Below are 21408 nucleotides of genomic sequence, written 5' to 3' on the forward strand. Positions count from 1 at the left end.
CGTTACTGCCCCTTGCGCTCGGCGCGGCGCACCGCGCTCGGTACATCGATCTCGACCCGCGCCGGCAGCTGGTGCACGTGCAGTTCCTTGTTGACCCATTCGGCCGCTTCACCGTTGATGGTCGCCTCGCCCGGGTCACCGGCGTACGGCCACGGCAACACCACGCCACCGACCGGTGGCAGCAGGCCCGGCTGTACCTCCAGCACCAGCTGCTTGTCGCTGCGCTGCAGGCGGTAATTGAGCTGGCCCTGCGGCGTGCGCAGGCCCTGAACGGCGATGCCCTCGCCCTGCAGCCACGCGCTCGGCACGCCAGCGGCCAGCACCAGCGCATCGTCCATGTCGCGGTTGTAAGCGAACATGTCCAGCGCCGAACGCACGAAATCCGAGGCCACCCACGCGTGCGGCAGGTCACCGACGAAGAACGGCTTGCGCGGGGTACGCGAGACCACTTCGGCCCACTGGTTCCAGGCCTGCGGCGCACGGTCCTTGAAGAAGAATTCGGTGGCCTGCCAGGCGCGGTCACGCCAGCCCAGGCGCACGAACGCCGCCACGTTGCGCCACTCGTACGGGGTGTAGTCCTTCCACTCCCGCTTGCCATCGCGACGGGCCACGAACTCCTTCCAGTAGCGCTCGAAGGTCGCCTCCAGCGCCTGCTGCGGCAGTCGGCCCTGCTCGCCGCCCGGCGCCAGTGCGATCGTGGTCGAGGTCGCATCGAAATCGCCCAGCTCGGCCGAGCCCGGCAGGTAGTCGATGGTGTGCTGCTGCATCGCCGACAGCAGCGATGCCTGCAGGTCATCACGGAACTGGTCACGCGATTCAGCGATCTGCATCGCCTCGACCTTGCCCAGCTGGGTCGCAAGCAGTGCCGCGTCCTTGTAGCCGCGCAGCGCCCAGAAGTTGTCCCAGTACGAATGCATCGGCTTGGCCGAATAGCCCTCGTGGCTGATCGAGGCCGGCATCATCCCGTAGAAGGCCGGGTTGCGCGCGCGGTTCTCTTCGGTGCGCTCGCTCGCGCGCAGCTGCTCCATGTAGGTGTAAGCGCCCTGCACGTGCGGCCACATCAGCTCGGTGAAGGTGCTGTCGCCGGTATAGCGCCCGTACTCGGCGATGCTGTAGATCAGCTCACCGTGGCTGTCGTTCTCCGGCACCGGGTCGCTGCCGCGCGCGTCGACGCAGCACGGCACCTTGCCGTTCTCGAACTGGTACGGCGCATACCAGTTGATGTAGTCACGCACCGCATCGCTGCGCCCCATGCGCAGCAGGCCCTCGGAAATCATCGCGCCATCGCGGATCCAGCTGCGGGCATAGGAACGCGTGCCCGGCTGCAGGCGCGGCCCGACGCGCGAGATCAGCATGTGCGCGACTGCCGTGCGCAGGGTGTCGACCAGCGGCTGGCCCGCAGCGGGCACCTGCAGCGAGACCACGCCCAGCTTCTGCCGCCACTGCTCGGCCACCTGCGCCTGCGCCCTGGCCACGTCCAGCGCCTTCGGCGCCCAGCCACCGGTCTGCGGCAGTACCACCGCCACCTCGCGGCTCTGGCCGGGCTCGAGCTTGATCGTGTAGATCAACGCGCCCGACGCCATGCCGGTGCTGTCCTTCACTGCGGTGGCCGCCGGGTACTTGCCGTCCGCCAGATGCATCGCATCGAGCTTGCCATCGAACGTGCTGGCAAAGCGCGCATCCGGAACCTGCAGCGGGTAGATGCGCGGCTCACCGTTGACCCGCACCAGCTGCTCGCCGACATCCAGTGCATCGATGCGGCTGAAGCCACCGACGGTATTGAGGAACTGCGTGGGCGGATTGACCTGCCACGGCCGGATCGCCAGTGCCAGGGTGTATTCGTGTGCGACCTTGTCCGGATTGCTCAGCCGGTAGCGGCCGATCAGCTGCGCACGCTCCGGTGTGCCCTGCACGAAACCGGTCACCGCCAGGCCGGCCTTTTCATGCACCCAATCGACATTGGCGATCGGCAGGTAGTGATCCTGCAACGACTGGGTGATCGCGACCTTTGACCAGTCCAGCAGCTTGCCATCGAGGCGGATGAACGGCTCGATGCTGAAGCTGCCCTTGGCCGGCTCCAGCGCGCCATCCTCGCTGATCAGCGCCTGTTCCTGGCCGCCATCAAGGCCGAGCAGGGTCCAGTACGGCTGTTCGCCCACATAGGCGCGCGGCAGCGAGCCACGCGGCAGATCGGCGGCCACCGAGGACAGGAAGGCATTGGGCGTGGCGGCGAACGCCAGCGGCTTCAGTGCGATGTCACGGATGCCGTAGCGCCAGTTCGGGCCATCCTGCAGATCGAAGCGCACGTAGCGTGCATCGGTATCCGGCAGCGCCAGCCAGTCACGGCCACCGGCGCCGCTGGTCACCTCGCGCACGGTGCGCCAGTCGCGGCCATCTTCGGAGGTACGCACGGTATAGCGGCGCGCTTCCAGGTTCGGCAGCCAGTCGATCACCGCACCGCCGATCTCGCGGCTCTTGTGCAGGTCAAGGCTGATGGTCTGCTGCTTGACGCCACCGCTGATCCAGAACGTATCGCTCTTGCCATCGATCATGCGGTCCTGCAGCGCGGTGGCGGTATCGGCGATCACCGACGGCACCAGCGCCGAATCATCCTGCGGCGGCAGGCCCTGCAGGGTCAGCTTGTCGAAGCACACCGTGCCGCGGCCGCCGACCTTGCTGTAGATGGTGAATTCAACCGCGGCGCTGCGTGCCATCTCCTTCTCGGGCGATGGCCCCCATGCCTTGTCGATCTGCCGACGCCGGTACTCGACCGGCGTCCACGCCTTGGGGAAGCTGTAACCGGGCCGGTTGACCCACCAGACGTTGTCGCCGCTGGCGTCGATCAGCTTGAACTGCAGGTCATTGCCCGGTGAATCACCGCGCAGCTGGAAGCCGAAGCGGTAATTGACCGGGTACTCGATGTTCAGCGCGCGACGGATGCCAACATAGCCGGAGACATCGTGGAAATCGTAGTCCAGGCACAGCGCGCGGCCACCGCCGGCGCCACTGACCGGGCGCAGCGAACCGCTGACCTGGTCGGACAGCACCAGCGTCCAGGCTGCGATGTCGTCGAAGTCGTCCAGCACCTTCGGTGCCGGCAGCGCCGGAGGTGCGGCGATCGCCAGGGAAGTCCACAACAGGCCCAGTCCAACGGCGATCGCTCGCTTCATCCCTTGACGCTCCCCAGCAACAGACCTTGGATGTAGTACCGCTGCAGCACCAGGAACAGCGCCAGCACCGGGACCACGGTGACCACCGCGCCAGCCATCATCATTTCCACGTCCATGATGTGCTCGCGCGAGAGGGTGGCCAGTGCCACCGGCAAAGTGTAGTGCTCCTGGTCGGTCAGCACGATCAATGGCCACATGAAATCGTTCCATGCGCCCATGAAGGTGAAGATCGCCAGGGTCACCAGCACCGGCTTGAGCATCGGCAGCACGATCTGGAAGAAGATGCGCAGCTCCCCTGCCCCGTCGATGCGCGCCGCTTCCAGCAGTTCGTCCGGGATGGAACGCGCGTACTGGCGTACCAGGAAGATGCCGAACACGCTGGCCAGCGCTGGCACGATCACGCCACCGAAGCTGTTGACCAGGCCCAGCTGCTTCATCAGCAGGAACAGCGGCAGCATCGCCACCTGCGCCGGAATCACCAGCGCCGCCATCAGCACCTGGAACAGGCGCTCGCGGCCGACGAAGTTGAGCTTGGCGAACGCGTAACCGGCCATGGTGTTGAGCAGCAGCGAACCAACCGTGATGCCGAGCGACACCAGCAGGCTGTTGGCGAAGTTGCCGCCCATGCCAGTGCGCGCGAACAGCTCATGGTAGTTGTGCGTGGTGATGCTGGAAGGCAGCAGCGGCGGCGGGAAATGGCTGGCCTCGCCCTGCGGCATGAACGAGACCGAGAGCATCCACAACAGCGGTGCCAGGCTGACCAGGGCCAGCACCAGCAACGCACCATTGATCAACCACGGGTACCAGCGCGACTGGCCGATTTCACGACTCATACCAACTGCCTCTTGCGGCCGAAACGCAGCATCACGGTGGTCACCGCCAGGATGATCAGGAACAGCAGGAACGCCACGGCGGAGGCGCGTCCCAAGTTCCACCACTTGAAGCCTTCCTCGAACATGAAATACAGCACGCTGACGGTGCTCTGCAGTGGGTCGCCGCGGGTCATCACGTAGGGTTCGGCGAACAGCTGGAAGTAGCCGGACACGGTAATCACCCCGACCACCAGCAGCACCGGGCCGAGCATCGGCAGGGTGATGTGCAGGAACTGCTTCCAGCGCGAGGCACCGTCGATGCGCGCGGCCTCGTACAGGTCATGCGGGATCGCCTGCAGGCCGGCCAGGAAGATCACCATGTTGTAGCCGAAGTTCTTCCACACCGCGAACAGCATGATGGTCGGCATCGCCCAGTTGGGATCGCCCAGCCAGTCGATCGGGCTGATGCCCAGATGGCCCAGGCCGTAGTTCACCAGGCCGTAGCTGGTATGGAACAGGTAGCGCCAGATCACCGCCACCGCCACCAGCGTGGTCACCACCGGCGCGAACAGCGCGGTGCGGAACAACGCCTTGAAGCGTGCGGCCGGCGCATTCAGCAGCATTGCCGCGCCCAGCGACACGCCGATCGACAAGGGCACACCGATCAACACGAAGTAAGTGGTATTCCACAGCGACTTCCAGAACATCGGTGTCTGCAGCAGATCGATGTAGTTGCCGAGGCCGACAAAGCGCAGGTTGCTGCTGTCAGCCAGGGCATACAGGTCGAAGTCGGTCACGCTCAGCGCCAGCGCCGAAGCCACCGGCAGGCCGAAGAACACGCCCAGCACGATCAGCGAGGGACCGGCGAAAATCCAGCCGGCGAGTGAAGTACGTTTCATTGCGCGCTCCCGGCGGCCACGGCACTGCTCGATTGCGGCGACGGAACGCGCTGCTGCAGGCGTTGTTGTTCATGCATCCAGCGGCGCTTTGCCAGCACCTTGTCCACGCGCTGGTCGAGCTCTTCGACGGCCTTGTCCTGCGGCAGGCCACCGCGCACCACCTTCTCGGTGACGATGCGCATTTCCTGCACGGTGCGCTCCCATTCGAGCACCTTCGGCGTCGGCTTGACCCGCTCCAGCTGGTCACGGAACGCTGCGGCCAGCGGATCGTTGGCCAGCGACGGCGCACTCCACGTGCTGCGGCGTGGCGGCAGGTCGCCGATGATCGAATGGAAACGTGCCTGGATCTGCGGGCGCGACAGGAACTCGATCAGCTTCCACGACGCCTCCTTCTGCTGCGACTTGCGGAAGATCACCAGGCTGGTGCCACCGGCGATGCCCGCGCCCGGACCCTCCGGCCCCGGCAGCGCTGCGGTGCCCCACTGCCCTTCCAGTTCCTTCGGCTGCAGCTTCTTGAACTCGCGGATGTTCCATGGGCCGGAAATGTAGAAGACGTTGAAGCCACGGAAGAACTCATCCCAGACGTTTGAGATCTGCGTCTCGGACATCTTCGGCGCCCAGCCCTGCTCGAACATGTTGGCGTAGAACGCCAGCGTGCGGCGGAAGCCGGGGCTGCTGAAGTTGCCGCGGGTGTCATCATCGCGCAGCAGCGGATCGGGCTGCTGCAGTGCCAGCGACAGCTGCTGCTCGAACTCGTTGATCGGCATCAGCACCGCATAGCGGTTCGGGCCCTGCATGCGCTTGATCGCTGCCATCTGCTCATCCCACTCCTGCCACGTGCGCGGCGGGTGGTCGTAGCCGGCCTTGGCCAGCAGGTCCTTGCGGTAGTAGATCAGGCGCGTATCGACATACCACGGCACGCCCACCAGCTCGCCGTGGATCACGTTGGTGTCCCAGATGCCCTGGAAATAATCCTTCTCATCGACCACGGCAGAGCGATCGACGAACGGCTGCAACGGGGTCAGCGCATCGAGCTCGGCGAACTCCGGCACCCAGGTGTTGCCGAGCTGGCACACGTCCGGCAGGCCGTCGGCGGCGAACGCGGTCAGCAGCTTTTCGTGCGCAGCGGTCCACGGGATGTTCTGCACGTCCACCTTGATGCCCGGGTTCTCGGCTTCGAACTCATGGATCAGTTCGCTGACCACCTCGGCTTCCCGGCCCATTGCCCAGAAGCGCACAGTGGTGGTGCCCGGTTCGGTGCGGGCGCAGCCGGCCACGGCCAGTGCGGCCAAGGCTGGCAGTGTCCAGCGGCGCAGACGGTCGATCCAGTTCGGCATCGGGTTACTTGCCCTGGCCTGTGTTGCGGTTGGCATTGTTCTTCTGTTCCTGCGCGGCAGCCGCGCGTGATTCGGCGATACCCACCGCGCGTGCCGCCGCGGCCTTTTCGTCTTTCTGCAGTTCCAGCGGCTGGAACGAACCTTCCGGCGCCAGCCAGCCACCACTGAACCCCGCCCGCTCCAGGCCCTTGCGGATGTACGGGTTCTTCTTCATCACTTCCCAGACGAAATCATTGCGATAGTTGGCGATCATGGTCAGGATCGGCCCCTGGTCGATGGCGATGTAGTCGCTGGCGACCCAGCCACGATCCGGCACCACGCGGCCGGTCTTGATCGGGATGTCGTAGTTGAAGCTGGGATTGAACGAATCCAGGAAGCCGTAGCTGGAATAGATGTAATCGCCGTAGCGCTTGTGCATCTCCAGCGTGGCCGGGATCACCTGTTCCGGCGCGAACACCACCGACGCGATCGCGGCGGTCGGAGCGATGGTGCCGTCATCGAAGTTCTCGCGCAGGCCAGCCCCGCGCGAAGAGTAATGGCGGAACTGGCGCTGCTCGCCACGGTATTCCTGCGTGGTGTTCTGCGGGCCATCGCTGGCGGTCAGGCCCCAGACGTTCTCACCGTAATCCTTCCACTGCATCGGGTTGGCGATGGCGTACTCACGCTGGGCCAGTGCGGCCGAGCGGCTGTTGAGGAAGTAGGTGCTGCCGCGCTCGCGCATGTAGGCGTCCTGGATGTCGCGGAAGTCGATCCAGACGTGGCTGTACTGGTGGCCGAACAGTGGGCCGAAGGACAGGTATTCCTGGCCCTGGTAGACCCCCCAGTCGTTGTCATAGGTGCGCGTCCACACCGTCCACGCATCCGGGCTGACCGGGTGCGTCGGCGAGCCGAGGGCAAGGATGTAGACCATCATCGCCTCGTTGTAGCCCATCCAGTCGTGGTCGATGAAACCGCTCTCGGGGAACCAGCCCATCGAGATCAGCGGCGCACGCTGCTGCAGCCAGGGCCAGTCGACCTTCTTGTACAACGTGTCGGCGATCTGGCGGATTTCCTTCTCGCGCGGATCGTCACCGTCGTAGTACGACTGCGCGAACAGCACCCCCATCATCAGCAGCGCGGTATCCACCGAGGACAGTTCGACCCAGCTGTCGTAGCGACGGCCTTCCTGCATGTCCAGGAAGTGGTAATAGAAGCCCTTGTAACCCGCTTTGCCGGTACGCTGCGGGCCCATCGGCACGTCGCGGAAGAATTTCAGGGTAGTCAGGGTGCGGTCGATCGCCTGGTTGCGGCTGACCCAGCCGTTCTCGATGCCGATCGGATACGCGGTCAGTGCGAAGCCGACCGAGGCGATGCTGGCGAACGGCCGCGACGGATAGCGGTCCGGGGTCAGGCCATTGATCTCGTTGGTGGTATCCCAGAAGAACTGGAAGGTGCGGCGCTCGATGTCATCGAAGAGCGGCGGCAGCTCAGGTTTCATCGGCCGCGGCGGTGCATCGGCCTCGATCAGGATCACCGGCGGCCGCGGCTTGGCAGGCTCCTGCTGGGCCGGCTGGCAGGCGGCCACGGCCAGGCTCAACGCTGCGGCGGACAACAGATGACGTGCCTGCATGGCCTGATTTCTCCGGTGGTCTGATCGATGGGAAAGCATACCGTCCAATGATCTGAAATCGTTTACAAGGTGCGTTCTTAAAAAACCACGAAAAACGTGGTTTGACACCGCGATCATTGCCCATGCCGATGCCCCCTGACCGGCAGCGGCATGGGCAATGGACCGGCGCAGGGCCGGCCATTGCCGTTTTCACGCGACCGATGCCGCCGGCGGAGCGGCGGCATCGGGGTCATGCATCCATCCAGGCTTAGAAGCGGAAGCCCACTTCGGCCTTGACCTGGCGCGGCGTACCGACGATGTCGCCGGTCTCGTTGTAGCTCACCAGCAGCTTGCCGTCGCTCTTCACGTAGTTCAGGTTGGAGAAGTTGTCAAAGTTGAGCACGTTGATGATGTCGATACGCGCATACAACTCGGTATCGCCGGCCAGCTTGAAGGTCTTGGTCGCCTGCAGGTCAAGCGACCGGTAGCCGAAGATCTTGCCGCCGAGCAGGAAGCGGCCATTGCCCCCCGGGTAGCCGGCGGCCGGGGTCGGCAGGCAGTTCGGGTTGCCGGCCTGTGCCACGCAGGACCAGTCGTTGCCCGCCACCGGGGTGGCCAAGGTCAGCTTGCCACCGAAGGTGATGCCCCAGAAGCCATCGTAGGAGCCCGTGACCACCAGACGGTGGCGCGGCGCGCCGTTGGACTTGATGTATGGGTATTCGCCGATGGTGCCGCGATCGAACGAGTAGTGCTCGTCAATGTTGCGGTTGTGGCGCGCAGTGGTCCAGGTATAGGCAATCGAGGTACCCCAGCCGCTTTCCTTGGTGTACGGCTTCTGCGCCGACAGCAGGATCTGGGTAGCGCGGGTCTTGATGCCCTGCTGGCCAATGATCAGGCTGCCGAAGCCGGGGATGTTGCAACCCCACGGTTGGCCGTAGGTTGGCTTTTCGGCACCACACAGCATCTGGTTGTCGAAGAAGTTGCCGTTGCGGAAGCGATTGCCCAAAGTGTAGGCGAAGCCATCATAGGTCAGCGTGCGCGAGATGGTGGCGTCGGTCAGCCACTCCCCGATCTGGTTGCTCATACCCAGACTGAACTGGTCCGCGTAGGGCACCTTCAAGTTGTTGTTGAGCAGGTCCACTTCCAGGCCTTCGTTGCTGGTACTGCCCAGCAGGGCCTGCACGTTGCCGATGCCATTAAGCAGGTTCGGGTTCCAGTCGAAGCACGGGTTCTGCCCGTACAGGCAGGCTCCGCTGCGCGGGTCGCGGAAGTACACGGTCGGCTGCGGCAGGGCCAGCTTGGTGGTTTCCAACGCCAGGTAATCGAAAAGATCACGGTCGTAGGAACGACCGGCGCCACCATGGATCACATGCTGCTCGTCGGCATTGATGTCATACGAGAAGCCCAGCCGCGGCTGCCAGGCATCCTTGAATGCCTTGCGGTTGTGGCCGTTACTGATGTAGTCGTTGATGTTCAGGCCGCTCAACGCGAGCGTCTGCGCGTAGCTCTGCCCGGCCGGGCCATGCGGATCCTGCGCATTGAGCGCGCTGACCACTTCCGGCGGAGTCACGAAGTCCAGGTAGGTCGGGTTCTTCTCGTAGTCCCAGCGCAGGCCCAGGTTCAACTGCAGGTGGTCGTTGACCTGCCAGTCGTCCTGAATGAACAAGCCGATCTGCGTGGTCTTCGAGCGTACTTCCGGCAACACGCCACTGACCCCAGTAATCGGCTTGGTGAATTGCGCCTTGTACGGCGTATCAATGCCGAATTCCGGGTTGCCCACGGTGTAGTAGAACTGCGGGTTGATCTGCTGCGCGTCGGAGGCGTACAGATTGATCTTCTTGTACTTGGCACCCATCTTGATGGTGTGGTCGCCAGCCCACTCCAAGCCGTCCAGGGTCAGGTTGTCTTCGATCGACCAGCCCTTCTGGCCCTTCACCTGCGAGGCGAAGGCGCTGGCACCACCGATTTCCACAATGGTGCGTTCCTGCGGAGTGTTGCCGTCGATGTCACGGCCGTCCGGCGCGGTGTACACGTAGCCGTTGCCCAGAGTCAGCGGCAGCGGGTTGTTGAACGACTTCTCGTGGGTGACCATCAGCTCGTTGTAGAAGCGCTCACCGCTGTGATTCCAGCGCAGCGCGAAACGACGGTCTGTGTTGTCAGTGACCTTGCCATGTTCCTTGGAGGTCTGGTCACTGAACTGCTGCTGGTTCTCGTCACGATCCTGGACTGTGAACTCGATGCGGTCGTTGTCGGTCGGCTCGACGTCGATCTTGGCGAAGATCAGGTCCTGCTTGAACGGCTGGCTGGCCGGGCCCAGGCCGGCGGCGGCCGCCGCCGGCAGCTGCGAGGCAGCGCTGGTGACCGCGCCATTCGGGGCAATGGTCACTGGCAGATCGAAACGCTTGGCTTCGTAGGTCACGAAGAAGTGGGCCTTGTCCTTGATGATCGGGCCGCCCAGCGCGAAGCCGTATTCCTTCTCCGCCGATTCTTCCTTGCTCTTTCCCGGCTGGCGTTCGGCCGGGGTCATCGCACGCATATTGTCGTTGGTGTAACGATAGAAGGTCTCGCCCTTGAACTCGTTTGTACCGGACTTGGTCGCGGCGGTGATCGCGGCGCTGGACACCTGGCCGTACTCGGCCTTGTAGTTGCCGGTGATGACCTTGTACTCGCCGATGGCCAGCTGCGGGAACGGGTTACCGGCACTGCCGGACTGGCCGGCCACGCCGCCGCCCTTGACGTAGCTCTTCTGGCCCACGCCGTCGATGTAGACGTTGGTGCCGTCAGCGTTGGTCGCGCCGCCGCGCAGCGAGGTGTTGCCCTTGGCGTCGCGGGTGAAGATCATGCCCGGCACCGCGTCGGCGAACTCCAGGAAGTTGCGCGAGACCTGCGGGGTGGTCTGGATCTGCTGCAGGCTGACGGTCTTGCCGACTTCGGACGTGCGCACTTCCTGCAGCAGGGTCGGCGCGACGACGTTGACAGTGTCCAGGTTGGTGGCTGCGGTCGTACCCGGGGTGCTGCTGGCAGCGCCGGCAAAGTTCAGGGTAGCGGTCGAGGCCACGGTGACGGTGACCTTCTGCGACTGGCCGTTGGCGACCACGTCATAGGTGCCCGGGTCCAGGCCCATCAGCGAGTAGCTTCCATCGGCACGGACGGTACCGCGACGGACGGTGCCGGTGGCCACGTTGGTGGCGGTCACCTCGGCGCCGGCCTGCGCGCCGGAAACCTGGCCGCGCAGGCTGGCATTGGCCGACTGCGCCATGACGTTCGGAGCAGCAGCCAGCATCAGGCAGCTGACCAGTGCGGTGCTCAGCAGCCGGCGCGCCGGCGTGCGGAAGGTGGTGTGCATCATCAACTCAATCTCCGGGTGGCGGTAACCGCTTGCGCGGTCCCTGCGATCAATCAAAAAAGAAGGAACGCCTCCGGCTTCAATGGCCGGATGGCGGAGTGGTGGAATCGCGAACTATCAAGCGGGGAACCAGGGTCTGCTTGTCCCCTGTCCCATCCGTGGAGGTGCCGTCCATCAACTGCATCAGGCGCGTCATGGCCCGATCGCCGAGTTCGGCGATGCTGACCTGCATGGTGGTCAGCGACGGGTGGACGAAACGCGCCAGTGGAATGTCATCGAAACCGGCCAGGGCGACGTCGGACGGAACGTGGACACCTGCCTGCGTGAAGGCGTACAGGCAACCCAGCGCCATCATGTCGTTGGCGGCGAACACGGCATCAGGCAGCGCTCCGGCTGCCAACAACTCCTGACCGGCGCGATGGCCGGAAGCTTCGTCGAAATCACCGGGCAGCTCGATGCCTTCGGCGTCACTGCCGAAAGCCGCCAACGCGTCACGGAAGCCACGCAGGCGCTCGCGCGCGTCGAAGTTGAGGTCCGGGCCAGAAATGAAAGCGATACGGCGGTGACCCGCGTCAAGCAGATGGCGGGTCATCGCCATCGCACCGGCATGGTCATCGATGCTCAGCACCGGGTGGTCCTGCCCGGGCAGATAGGTGTTGATCAACACCGTTGGCAACGACTGCGGCAGGTTGTCGGTCAGGAAGCCAGGGCTCTCCGCATAGGGCGAGAGCACCAGCAGGCCGTCGACGCGGCCGCGCATGGCGCGCAGGGCCGCGCCCTGCTGCTCCTGGTCACCGTGGTAACTGGACACCAGCAGGTGCTGGCGGCGGTTGCGGGCGACGTTGTCGATGCCGCGCATCAGCTCGGAGAAGAATTCGCCGTACAGGTCAGGCAGTACCACGCCCACCGTATTGGTGCGACGGCTGCTGAGGCTGCGGGCGGCGGCATGCGGGGTGTAACGCAGCCGTGCGGCCACCTCCAGCACAAGCTGGCGGACCGGTTCGGCGACATTTTCATGCCCGTTGAGCGCGCGGGAAACCGTGGCCACGGAGACCCGGGCTTCGCGAGCGACGTCTTTGATTGTGATAGCTGCCTTGTTCACGAAGCCGCCCTCCACGGCTTGGACCTACCAGCATTGGCGCGGAATGTAAGCGTTTCCATCTGGGCTTGTAAACAGTCCGTTAGGCGAATGTCCTGAAATGGACATGGAAATCTGTCTGTGGCGGGCCCGCAGACGGACCCGCCAGGACAGTGTGGGACAAGGGCTCAGCCCTGTTCTGACGGGGTCAATGCGCGAATGGACAGCGCGTGGATGTCGGTCTCCATCATCGCGCCCAGCGCGGCATAGACCGCGCGATGCCGGGCCAGTGGACCCAGTCCGGCGAAGCGTTCACTGACCACATGCACGTTGAAATGGCCGCGGCCATCGCGCGCACCGGCGTGGCCGGCATGACGATGACTGTCGTCTTCGATTTCCAGCACGCTGGGGGCCAGCGCGTGCTGCAGTGCGTCACGCATCCGCTCGATCCGCTCCGCGTTCACGGCAGGACCTTGCGGAACGGACGCACCTGTACATGGGTGTAGACGCCCGCGGCTACGTAAGGGTCGGCATCAGCCCAGGCCTGGGCCTGCACGAGCGACTCGAACTGCGCGATCACCACCGAACCACTGAAGCCGGCCGGGCCCGGCTCCTCGCTGTCTACTGCCGGGCACGGTCCGGCCAGCAGCAGGCGGCCTTCGTCGCGCAGCGCGTGCAGGCGCGCCAGGTGTTCCGGACGTGCCTGCAGTCGCTGTGCCAGCACATCCCGGCCGTCATAGCCTTCAATCACATACCACACGGCATTTCCTCGCTTGCGTTGTCGGGTGCGCAGATTCTAGCCAATGCGGCCCCCGCCCCGGCCCGGCTGGACACTGGCCCGACAAAGGCTTACCCTAGGCTCCATTGCACGTGGCTGGATGCAGCAGCCCGTCGGTTTTTGCGGCCAACGCAGCCCCCGACGACCGTCCCGCTGCTTCAAACCGGCCCACCTGGCCGGGCCACGTAGACGACCTCCCCGTAGTTCCGTCGCTGCCGTTTCCTGCGGCGCGTCCTGCTGTTTGATATGTGTGGAATCGCGCCGATCCCGGCGTGTCTGGTGCCCTGGGGCTCCGTGGCGCTGGCCCGGCGAACCCGGTGCCGCGACTGGTCCGTTGCAATCCTGATGTCCATTAGATGACTTCCGAACTCGCGCTCGACGCGAACCCGCCAACCCGGCCGCCCGCCCCCCAGCAGCAGGAAATGCCGCTGGCCGTGGTGCATGGGCAACCGGTCCTGCAGATTCCGCAGGACCTGTACATTCCGCCGGACGCGCTGGAAGTCATCCTGGATGCCTTCGAGGGCCCGCTGGACCTGCTGCTGTACCTGATCCGCCGCCAGAACCTGGACGTACTGGACATTCCCGTGGCCGAGATCACCCGGCAGTACGTGGAATACATCACAGTGATGCGCGAGCTGCGCTTCGAGCTGGCCGCCGAGTACCTGGTGATGGCCGCGATCCTGGCCGAAGTGAAGTCGCGCATGCTGCTGCCGCGCCCGGTCAGCGAAGACGGCGATGAGGCCGATCCGCGCGCCGAGCTGGTGCGCCGGCTGCAGGAGTACGAACGCTTCAAGCAGGCCGCCGAGGACATCGATGCCCTGCCCCGCCAGGACCGCGACACCAGCGTGGCCCATGCCTTCATGCCCGACCGCGCTGCGGTGAAGCTGCCGCCACCGGTGGACCTGAAGGAAATGCTGCTGGCCCTGCACGACGTGCTCAAGCGCGCCGAGCTGTTCAGTGGCCACGCGATCAAGCGTGAAGCACTGAGCGTGCGGCAACGCATGGGCGAAGTGCTGGGGCGCCTGGAAGACGGCAAGTTCTATCGTTTTGAAGGGCTGTTCACTGCTGAGGAAGGCAAGCTGGGCGTGCTGGTCACGTTCCTGGCGGTGCTGGAACTGGCCAAGGAACAGCTGCTGGACATCGTCCAGGAAGAACCGCTGGCGCCGATCTACGTGAAGTCGCTGGCGGCCGGCAACACCAATGCCCCGCTGCAGTTCAGCAGCGAGTTCGACGACAACGACGCCGCCAACGAGAACGAGTGAGCGCTGACTGCCGATGGACCAAACGCTGATCAACCGCATTGTCGAGGGTGCCCTGCTGGCCTCCAGCCAGCCGCTCACCCTGGCCCAGCTGAAAGACCTGTTCCCGGAAGAGGAGCCGGCACCGCCGGGCAGCATCGAACGTGCGCTTGAGCGCCTGCGCGAAGCCTGCGAAGGCCGTGGCGTGGAACTGGTCGAGGTCGCCTCCGGCTTCCGCTACCAGGTGACCGGCGAAGTGCATGGCTGGATCAGCCGGCTGTGGACCGAACGCAAGACCCGCTACACCCGTGCCACCCTGGAAACCCTGGCGCTGATTGCCTACCGGCAGCCGATCACCCGTGGCGAGATCGAGCAGGTGCGCGGCGTGGCGGTCAGCAGCAACATCATCCAGGCACTGGAAGAGCGCGAGTGGATCCGCGTGGTCGGCCACCGCGACGTGCCCGGCAAGCCTGCCCTGTTCGGCACCACCAAGGGCTTTCTGGACTACTTCGGCCTGAAGCGTCTGGACGAGCTGCCGCCGCTGTCGGAACTGAAGGACCTGGGCGAGCTGGAACCGCAGCTGGCCCTGGACCGTGACGCACCGGCCGCCGCCAGCGCCGATGGTCCGGACATTTCGGCTGGCGCCGACGGCACTGCCGCGAACGATGACACCGGCCTGGCCGGCAGCGAGACCCCCGATTCCGCCGACGCAGCGTCTGCGTCGGCTTCCGATGAGCAAGCACCTTCGCCCCTCGATGATGGGCACCCCGATTCCGCGCCGGGCGAGCGCGCGGTGACCCTGAACGAACGCGAAGACAACGCCGTCGCGATGACGACCGTGGCTGTTGACCAAGCCGATTCCGAACCAGAGGCCGACCTCGAAACCGTCGGCCGGAGCAAAACTGATGAGTGACACCCCCCGTAACAAGCTCTCGCTCAAGCGCGAAGCCACCTCCGAACAGTTCAAGCTGGAAGAGCGCCTGCACAAGGTGCTGGCCCAGGCCGGCCTGGGTTCGCGCCGCGCGCTGGAACAGCGCATCGCCGAAGGCCTGGTCAAGGTCAACGGTGAAGTCGCGCAGACCGGCATGTCGGTCAAGAGCGGCGACAAGATCGAGCTGGATGGCCGCGGCTTCGTCGCCACCGCCCTGGCCGAACCGTCGCGCGTGCTGGTCTACAACAAGCCGGAAGGCGAAGTGACCACCCGCGAAGACCCCGAAGGCCGCCCGACCGTGTTCGAATCGCTGCCGCCACTGAAGGGCGCGCGCTGGATCGCGATCGGCCGCCTGGACATCAACACCACCGGTCTGCTGCTGGCCACCACCGACGGTGAACTGGCCAACGCCATGATGCACCCGTCGTTCGAGGTCGAGCGCGAGTACGTGGTGCGCGTGCGTGCCCCGGAAGGCGAGGAGAAGGTCTCCGACGCCATCGTCGACCGCCTCGCCCGCGGCGTGGCACTGGAAGACGGCCCGGCCAAGTTCGACGAGATCGAACGCATCGGTGGCACCGACTCGCACGACTGGTTCCGCGTCGTGGTGAAGGAAGGCCGCAACCGCGAAGTGCGCCGCCTGTGGGAGTCGCAGGGCTGCCAGGTCAGCCGCCTGAAGCGCACCCGCTATGGCAAGGTGAGCCTGCCGCGCGAACTGGCCCGTGGCCATTCGGTGGAACTGGGCACCACTCAGGTGGAAGCCCTGCGTGCACAGCTGAAGCTGGAAGAAGGCGCGCCGTCGGCACTGACCCTGCAGCCGGTGATCGGCCAGCGTCGGGCCGCCAAGACCACCGTGCGCGTGCGCGAAGGTGGCCGTGGCAATGCCTACGTCAACGGCCATAACACGGCTGACGAAGGCCGCGAGCTGCGTCGTTTCGACAACGTGCGCGAAGACCGCGGCCGTGGCCGCGGTGGCAAGGGCGGTGGCTTCAAGGGTGGCCTGACGGTCAGCGGTGAAGCAGCAGCCAAGCAGTCGCAGAAGCCGTTCAAGCAGCGCACCCAGAAGAACGACCGTTCGCTGCCGGAAGGCAACCCGGCCGCGTTCCGCACCTGGTACGTGCCGGATGGCGTGAGCACCGGCCCGAGCGGCCATCGCAATGCAGGTCCGGGTGCCCGTGGCCCGGGTGCCCGTGGTCCGGGCGCAGGCGGCCAGGGCCGTCCGTACGGCAAGCCGAAGGGTCCGGGCGCTGGCGCCGGTGGCGGCCAGGGCCGTGGCGGTTTTGGTGGTGAAGGCCGTGGCGGCGCAGGCGGCCAGGGTCGTCCGGCCGGTGGCGGCAACCGCTCGCAGGGCCAGGGTAACAAGCACCCGTACGGCCATCCGGGCAACGCCCCGAGCTTCCCGTCCGACCACGCCACCCCGGGCTTCAACCCGTATGGCAGCCCCAAGCCGGCGCAGGGCGCCCGTCCGGGCGGCCGCGGTCCGGGTGGTGGCAACCGTGGTCCGGGCGGCAATCGCGGCCCCGGCGGTCCGGGTGGCAACCGTGGCCCGGGTGGCCCCGGCGGCAACCGCGGTCCGGGCGGCCCGCGCCGCAGCGGCCCGCGCGGCGGCTGATCACCGGCACGCCTGAAATGAAAAACCCCGGCGCAGGCCGGGGTTTTTCGTTGAAAAGGGGACGGAGGGGATTAAGTCGTTTTTGCCACGGCCTGTGTCGAAGAGGCGAAAGCGACTTAATCCCTTCCGCTCCCTTTTGCGTGGCGCTGGAACGCGGCGGGCGTGGTGCCGGTCATGCTGCGGAAGAAGGCGATGAACGGGCTCTCGGCGGAGAAGCCGGTGTCCTGCGCCACATGCGCGACGCGATGACCCAGCAGCAGCAACTCCATGGCCCGCATCAGTCGCCATTGCTGGCGCCAGGCCTGATAGCCCATGCCGGTATCGCGTTGCATCAACCGGCCGACCGTGCGCACGCTCAGGCCCGCACGCGCGGCGAGCTCACCCAGTTCGGGCGGCAGCTGTTCGGCCACCGGGAGGCACCGTGCGATCCGCGGATCACGAGGCAGAGGCAGGTCCATCGGCGCCACCGGTGCAGCAGCGATTTCCAGCACGCACAACGCCAGTTGGTGGTGCGCGCGCGGCGACTGCCAGTCATGGTCGAATGGCGCCTGTGCGATCGGCTCCAGCAAGGCCTGCAGCAGCGGCCCCACGCCGATGATCGCCGGCTGCCGGGGCAGTTGGGCCGACAGCGTGGCATCGAAGTACAACGAACGGTAGTCGACCGCCTGGCGCATCTGCGCGCGATGGCGCAGCCCGCCCGGAATCCACGCGGCGCGCGCGGGCGGCAGCAGGCTGATGCGATCACCGTAGGTCAGGCGCGTGCAGCCCTGCCGGGTGTACAGCAGCTGCGCGCGTGCATGCTGGTGCCAACCCGAGTCGTGATCCGCCAGTGAGGCTGCGATCCCCAGCACCGGAGCGCTCCAGGCATCGGCGTCGAAGTGCGCGTGCGGCTGCAACCAGGCCATGTCTGATTTCATACATTCGATGACAGGATAGACAGAGTGCGCCATTGCGGACGCGACCACAATGCGCGGCCCTGTTCCTGGAGCGCCCGCATGTCGCGCCGCCTGTTGTTGCTCGCCATTGCACTGCTGATGTTCCCGCAGTTGGCACAGACCCTGTACAGCCCGGCCCTGGCCGATCTGGCCGAACGCTTCGCCCTGCCGCCGAGTGCCGCCAGCCAGGCCATGAGCCTGTACCTGTTCGGCTTCGCTGCAGGCGTGCTGCTGTGGGGGCGCCTGGCCGATCGTATCGGTCGTCGCCCTGCCCTGCTCTGCGGCCTGGCCGTGTTCGCACTGGCCGCCTGCGGCGGCCTGCTGGCCAGCACCTTCGGCCAGGTCCTGCTGGCACAGGCACTGGCCGCACTGGGTGCGGCGGCGGCCTCGGTCGTCACCCAGACCGTACTGCGCGACCACCTGAAGGGACCCGCGTTGGCGCAGGTGTTCTCGTGGATCGGCATGGCGCTGGCCTTGAGCCCGGCGATCGGGCTGGCACTGGGTGTGCTGCTGGTGGACAGCCATGGCTATGCCGGCGTGCAGGCCGGCCTGCTGCTGATGGTCGTCCTGCTGATGCTCGGATGCGCATCCGGCCTGCAGGAGAGCCGCCCTGCCGAAGTCGTGCACACGCCCCTGCTGCCACTGCTGCGGCAACTGCTGCGTGATCGCTGGATCTGGTCACAGGCGCTGCTGGTGATGGCGTTCAACGTGGCCATGTACAGCTGGTACGCGCTGGGCCCATTCGTGTTCGAGCGCCTGCACTGGCCGCTGGCCTGGTTCGGTGCCAGCGGCGCGGTGCTGGCACTGGGCTCGGCGCTGGGTGCATGGGGCAATGCTCGCCTGCTGCGCGCAGGCCTTGCCTCGGCCACGCGCATCCGGCTCGCCGCAGGGCTGGTGCTGGCCGGTGGCCTGTTGGCTGCACTGCTGCAGGATCATCCAGCGCTGGTCGTGGCAATGGTGCCGGTGGTGACGGGATTCGGCCTGGCCATTCCCAATGTGCTGGGTCAGGCCCTGCGCGGATATCCACATTGCCTGGGCAGTGCCGGTGCCCTGTTCGGACTGCTCTACTACCTGTTGATCGGCGTGGCGATGGCCGTGGTCGGGGCACTGCAGCTCCTGGCACCGACCCTCATCGCGTGCGGCCTGCTTGGCCTGTGGGTGCAGCGGCGGGCCCGGCTCAACGCCGGCTGATGGTGAAAGCGGCGCCGTCCACGCCCAGGTCCCAGCCCTTGCCGGTGCCGGACAGGGCCAGCGAGATGTCGCCCTTGGTCATGACCTGCGCATTGCTGGACTTCACCGCACCGGCATGTGCACCCACCGAGGCGTAGGTACCCAGCAGTTCGTTGACGCTCACGGCGCCGGTGAAGCTGCCGCGGCCATTGGTGATCTTCGACTTGCCCACGGTCAGGCCGCCGCCCTTCACTTCGATGCGCACCGGCAGGCTGGCGCCATTGCTGCAGGTGACCGTGCCATTGCCGGAGGCGGTCTTGTAGATCAGCGACCAGCCAGAGAGGTTGTAGCGCAGCTCGCAGTCGAGGTTGCCGGCGGCGTGCGCGGCCGGGGCCAGCGATGCGGCAGACAGGGCCAGCAGCAGGGCGAAGGGCTTGTTCATGGCAGGACTTCCAGTTCGGTCGGACTGCCGGCGAATCTAGCAGCGCGCGCGTGCACGTTGGATGCAGGCGCGCGCGCTGGTGCGGCAGTGTTCAGGCCGTTACTCAGGCCTGTTCGTCCAGGTGGAAGGCATCGGCATCGAGCATCGCCGGGAAACGCGCGCGGTGTGCGGCCAGCGCCTCGGCCGAGATGGTGGTGGTGACCACCTGTTCGCGTTCGCGGACCTCCACCTGCGGCTGGCCGAGGAAATCCAGCACCGCGCTGTCGCCGGCGTAGTGCAGCTGGTTGCCATCGACACCGACACGGTTTACCGCTGCCACGAAGCACAGGTTTTCGATCGCACGTGCACGCAGCAGCGTCTTCCACGCATAGGCGCGCGCCGACGGCCAGTTGGCGACGAAGATCTGCAGGTCGAAATCCAGCTGCTGCGGACGCTCCACATTGAAGCGATTGCGGCAGAACACCGGGAAACGCAGGTCGTAGCAGACCTGCGGATTGATCCGCCAGCCCTTCCATTCCACGCTCAGGCGGTCGCGACCGGCGGCATAGCGCTCGTGCTCGCCGCCGTAACGGAACAGGTGGCGCTTGTCGTAGTACTCCAGGTTGCCGTCGGGCGTGGCGAACAGCAGGCGGTTGTAGACGCCTTCGCCGTCGCGCAGCTGGACGCTGCCGATCACCGCCGCGTTCAAGTCCTTGGCCTGTTCGCGCACCCAGGCCACGGTCGGACCGTCCATGCCTTCGGCCTGGGCAATGGCCTCGTTGGAGAAGCCACTGGTGAAGGTCTCCGGCAGGATCACCAGGTCGGTGGTGCCGGCCAGCGGTGCCAGCAGCGCGCCGTAGTAGGCGCGGTTGCCGGCCGGGTCGTGCCAGCGGGTGTCGCCCTGGACGAGGGAAATGCGCAGGTCATGCATGGTCACTGCTCCGCTCACAGCAGGCGCAGGCGTTCGATCGCCGCGTCCATGGTCGCTTCATTCTTGGCGAAGCACAGGCGCACCAGGCGCTGGCCGGCCGGCGGATTCTCGTAGAACGGCGACAGCGGGATGGCAGTCACGCCCTTCTCGATGGTCAGCCACTTCACGAACTCGTGGTCCGGCAGGTCACTGATGGCCGAGTAGTCGACCAGCTGGAAATAGCCGCCCGGCACCGGCAACGCCTTCAGGCGGGTGCCGGCCAGCTGCTCGCGGAAACGGTCGCGCTTGGCCTGGTAGAACGCGCCCAGCTCCAGGTGGTGTTCCGGCTCGTCGCGGATCATCGCGGCGAAGCCGTACTGTGCCGGGCCGAAACTGGTGAAGGTGTTGTACTGGTGCACCTTGCGGAATTCGGCGGTCAGCGCCGGCGGCGCGATTGCATAGCCGATCTTCCAGCCGGTGCAGTGGTAGGTCTTGCCGAAGCTGGAGATGACGAACGCGCGCTCGCGCAGTTCCGGGTAGCGCAGCGCCGATTCATGGCGGCGACCGTCATAGATGATGTGCTCATACACTTCATCGGAAATCAGGTAGATCTGCGTGCCCCGCAGCAGTTCGGCCAGCGCCTGCATGTCCTGGGCAGACAGCATCGCACCGGACGGGTTGTGCGGGGTGTTGACGATCAGCATGCGGGTGCGCGGGGTGATCGCCGCACGCACGCGGTCCCAGTCAACGGCGAAGGTCTGCGGATCCAGCGACACATGCACGGCCTTGGCACCGGCCAGGTCGATCGCCGGTTCATAGCAGTCATACGCCGGGTCGAGCACGATCACTTCTTCGCCGGCACGCACCACGGCGTGGATGGCGTTGAAGATGGCCTCGGTACCGCCACTGGTGACGGTGATCTCGCTGTCCGCATCGACCTGCGCGCCGTAGCAGTCCAGTGCCTTCTGCGCGATGGCCTGGCGCAGCGGCGCCACGCCGGTCATCGGCGGGTACTGGTTGAACCCGGCGGCCATCGCCTTGGCGGTCTCATCGATCAGGCGCTGCGGCGCGGAAAAGTCCGGGAAACCCTGGCCCAGGTTGACCGCGCCGTGTTCGGCGGCGAGCTGGGACATCACGGTGAAGATCGTGGTACCGACCTTGGGCAGCTTGGTGTTGGGTTGCATCG

Annotated in this window: 17 protein-coding genes; 4 read left to right on the forward strand and 13 right to left on the reverse strand. The window is 65.9% G+C overall.

Annotation, left to right across the window (positions count from 1 at the left end):
* Window positions 1-2: 2 nt before the first annotated feature.
* From ACZK29_RS14555 to ACZK29_RS14595, 9 genes are all read right to left on the reverse strand, one after another.
* The gene (locus tag ACZK29_RS14555; RefSeq protein WP_478446190.1) at window positions 3-3170 is read right to left on the reverse strand and encodes a discoidin domain-containing protein; all 3168 of its coding nucleotides are present in this window, start codon (window positions 3168-3170) and stop codon (window positions 3-5) included.
* Entirely contained in the window at window positions 3167-4003 is an 837-nt protein-coding gene (locus ACZK29_RS14560) for a carbohydrate ABC transporter permease (RefSeq protein WP_005410322.1), read from the reverse strand. The genes ACZK29_RS14555 and ACZK29_RS14560 overlap by 4 nt, the downstream gene beginning before the upstream one ends.
* Window positions 4000-4881: a carbohydrate ABC transporter permease gene (locus ACZK29_RS14565; protein ID WP_005410323.1), complete on the reverse strand. Its 882-nt coding sequence runs from the start codon at window positions 4879-4881 to the stop codon at window positions 4000-4002. Before ACZK29_RS14565 ends, ACZK29_RS14560 begins: the two co-directional genes overlap by 4 nt.
* The gene (locus tag ACZK29_RS14570; protein WP_478446191.1) at window positions 4878-6218 is read right to left on the reverse strand and encodes a sugar ABC transporter substrate-binding protein; all 1341 of its coding nucleotides are present in this window, start codon (window positions 6216-6218) and stop codon (window positions 4878-4880) included. The genes ACZK29_RS14565 and ACZK29_RS14570 overlap by 4 nt, the downstream gene beginning before the upstream one ends.
* A 4-nt stretch (window positions 6219-6222) precedes the next feature.
* The gene (locus ACZK29_RS14575; RefSeq protein WP_024956629.1) at window positions 6223-7827 is read right to left on the reverse strand and encodes a glucoamylase family protein; all 1605 of its coding nucleotides are present in this window, start codon (window positions 7825-7827) and stop codon (window positions 6223-6225) included.
* Between the two features lie 247 nt (window positions 7828-8074).
* Window positions 8075-11155: a TonB-dependent receptor gene (locus ACZK29_RS14580; protein WP_024956628.1), complete on the reverse strand. Its 3081-nt coding sequence runs from the start codon at window positions 11153-11155 to the stop codon at window positions 8075-8077.
* Window positions 11156-11231: 76 nt separating this feature from the next.
* On the reverse strand, window positions 11232-12269 hold the full coding sequence (locus ACZK29_RS14585) for a LacI family DNA-binding transcriptional regulator (RefSeq protein WP_111202828.1): 1038 nt from the start codon (window positions 12267-12269) through the stop codon (window positions 11232-11234).
* 149 nt (window positions 12270-12418) lie between these two features.
* Window positions 12419-12670: a BolA family protein gene (locus ACZK29_RS14590; RefSeq protein WP_111202829.1), complete on the reverse strand. Its 252-nt coding sequence runs from the start codon at window positions 12668-12670 to the stop codon at window positions 12419-12421.
* A gap of 20 nt (window positions 12671-12690) precedes the next feature.
* Complete coding sequence (locus ACZK29_RS14595; RefSeq protein WP_111202830.1) at window positions 12691-12990, reverse strand: YciI family protein; 300 nt, start codon at window positions 12988-12990, stop codon at window positions 12691-12693.
* Window positions 12991-13364: 374 nt separating this feature from the next.
* Here ACZK29_RS14595 and ACZK29_RS14600 point away from each other — a divergent pair, with 374 nt between their 5' ends.
* Genes ACZK29_RS14600 through ACZK29_RS14610 form a run of 3 tightly spaced genes read left to right on the forward strand, consistent with a single transcriptional unit; the run spans window position 13365 to window position 16786 of the window.
* Window positions 13365-14270 (forward strand): segregation and condensation protein A, encoded by a 906-nt coding sequence (locus ACZK29_RS14600; protein WP_111202831.1) that lies wholly within the window; start codon window positions 13365-13367, stop codon window positions 14268-14270.
* A gap of 13 nt (window positions 14271-14283) precedes the next feature.
* On the forward strand, window positions 14284-15159 hold the full coding sequence (gene scpB, locus ACZK29_RS14605; RefSeq protein ID WP_164146680.1) for an SMC-Scp complex subunit ScpB: 876 nt from the start codon (window positions 14284-14286) through the stop codon (window positions 15157-15159).
* A complete protein-coding gene (locus ACZK29_RS14610) occupies window positions 15152-16786 on the forward strand; it encodes a pseudouridine synthase (protein ID WP_111202833.1) in 1635 nt (544 codons plus the stop codon). The genes scpB and ACZK29_RS14610 overlap by 8 nt, the downstream gene beginning before the upstream one ends.
* A 116-nt stretch (window positions 16787-16902) precedes the next feature.
* On the opposite strand, the gene ACZK29_RS14615 is transcribed toward ACZK29_RS14610, so the two are convergent.
* Complete coding sequence (locus tag ACZK29_RS14615) at window positions 16903-17691, reverse strand: AraC family transcriptional regulator (RefSeq protein ID WP_111202834.1); 789 nt, start codon at window positions 17689-17691, stop codon at window positions 16903-16905.
* A 90-nt stretch (window positions 17692-17781) separates the two neighbouring features.
* On the opposite strand from ACZK29_RS14615, the gene ACZK29_RS14620 reads away from it, so the two are divergent.
* Window positions 17782-18912, forward strand: a complete 1131-nt coding sequence (locus tag ACZK29_RS14620; protein ID WP_164146679.1) for an MFS transporter — start codon at window positions 17782-17784, stop codon at window positions 18910-18912.
* Here the strand turns inward: ACZK29_RS14620 and ACZK29_RS14625 are convergent.
* The 3 genes from ACZK29_RS14625 to ACZK29_RS14635 all read right to left on the reverse strand — a co-directional run bounded on the left by ACZK29_RS14625 (window position 18899) and on the right by ACZK29_RS14635 (window position 21406).
* On the reverse strand, window positions 18899-19333 hold the full coding sequence (locus ACZK29_RS14625) for a hypothetical protein (RefSeq protein WP_111202837.1): 435 nt from the start codon (window positions 19331-19333) through the stop codon (window positions 18899-18901). The genes ACZK29_RS14620 and ACZK29_RS14625 overlap by 14 nt on opposite strands.
* Window positions 19334-19436: 103 nt before the next feature.
* Window positions 19437-20243, reverse strand: coding sequence for an amidohydrolase (locus ACZK29_RS14630; protein WP_111202838.1), 807 nt, complete (start codon window positions 20241-20243; stop codon window positions 19437-19439).
* A 14-nt stretch (window positions 20244-20257) separates the two neighbouring features.
* Window positions 20258-21406, reverse strand: a complete 1149-nt coding sequence (locus tag ACZK29_RS14635; RefSeq protein WP_459047087.1) for a pyridoxal phosphate-dependent aminotransferase — start codon at window positions 21404-21406, stop codon at window positions 20258-20260.
* Between the last annotated feature and the right edge of the window lie 2 nt (window positions 21407-21408).

The organism is Stenotrophomonas sp. 89682_Sma, assembly GCF_056481405.1.

Excerpts from the sequence above, each read along its gene's own strand:
- ACZK29_RS14600 (WP_111202831.1), top strand. The coding sequence starts at position 13,365 with ATGACTTCCGAACTCGCGCTCGACGCGAACCCGCCAACCCGGCCGCCC.
- ACZK29_RS14625 (WP_111202837.1), bottom strand. The coding sequence starts at position 19,333 with ATGAACAAGCCCTTCGCCCTGCTGCTGGCCCTGTCTGCCGCATCGCTG.
- ACZK29_RS14560 (WP_005410322.1), bottom strand. The coding sequence starts at position 4,003 with ATGAGTCGTGAAATCGGCCAGTCGCGCTGGTACCCGTGGTTGATCAAT.
- ACZK29_RS14575 (WP_024956629.1), bottom strand. The coding sequence starts at position 7,827 with ATGCAGGCACGTCATCTGTTGTCCGCCGCAGCGTTGAGCCTGGCCGTG.
- scpB (WP_164146680.1), top strand. The coding sequence starts at position 14,284 with ATGGACCAAACGCTGATCAACCGCATTGTCGAGGGTGCCCTGCTGGCC.
- ACZK29_RS14590 (WP_111202829.1), bottom strand. The coding sequence starts at position 12,670 with ATGCGTGACGCACTGCAGCACGCGCTGGCCCCCAGCGTGCTGGAAATC.
- ACZK29_RS14635 (WP_459047087.1), bottom strand. The coding sequence starts at position 21,406 with ATGCAACCCAACACCAAGCTGCCCAAGGTCGGTACCACGATCTTCACC.
- ACZK29_RS14630 (WP_111202838.1), bottom strand. The coding sequence starts at position 20,243 with ATGCATGACCTGCGCATTTCCCTCGTCCAGGGCGACACCCGCTGGCAC.
- ACZK29_RS14615 (WP_111202834.1), bottom strand. The coding sequence starts at position 17,691 with ATGGCCTGGTTGCAGCCGCACGCGCACTTCGACGCCGATGCCTGGAGC.
- ACZK29_RS14610 (WP_111202833.1), top strand. The coding sequence starts at position 15,152 with ATGAGTGACACCCCCCGTAACAAGCTCTCGCTCAAGCGCGAAGCCACC.
- ACZK29_RS14555 (WP_478446190.1), bottom strand. The coding sequence starts at position 3,170 with ATGAAGCGAGCGATCGCCGTTGGACTGGGCCTGTTGTGGACTTCCCTG.
- ACZK29_RS14620 (WP_164146679.1), top strand. The coding sequence starts at position 17,782 with ATGTCGCGCCGCCTGTTGTTGCTCGCCATTGCACTGCTGATGTTCCCG.
- ACZK29_RS14565 (WP_005410323.1), bottom strand. The coding sequence starts at position 4,881 with ATGAAACGTACTTCACTCGCCGGCTGGATTTTCGCCGGTCCCTCGCTG.
- ACZK29_RS14580 (WP_024956628.1), bottom strand. The coding sequence starts at position 11,155 with ATGATGCACACCACCTTCCGCACGCCGGCGCGCCGGCTGCTGAGCACC.
- ACZK29_RS14570 (WP_478446191.1), bottom strand. The coding sequence starts at position 6,218 with ATGCCGAACTGGATCGACCGTCTGCGCCGCTGGACACTGCCAGCCTTG.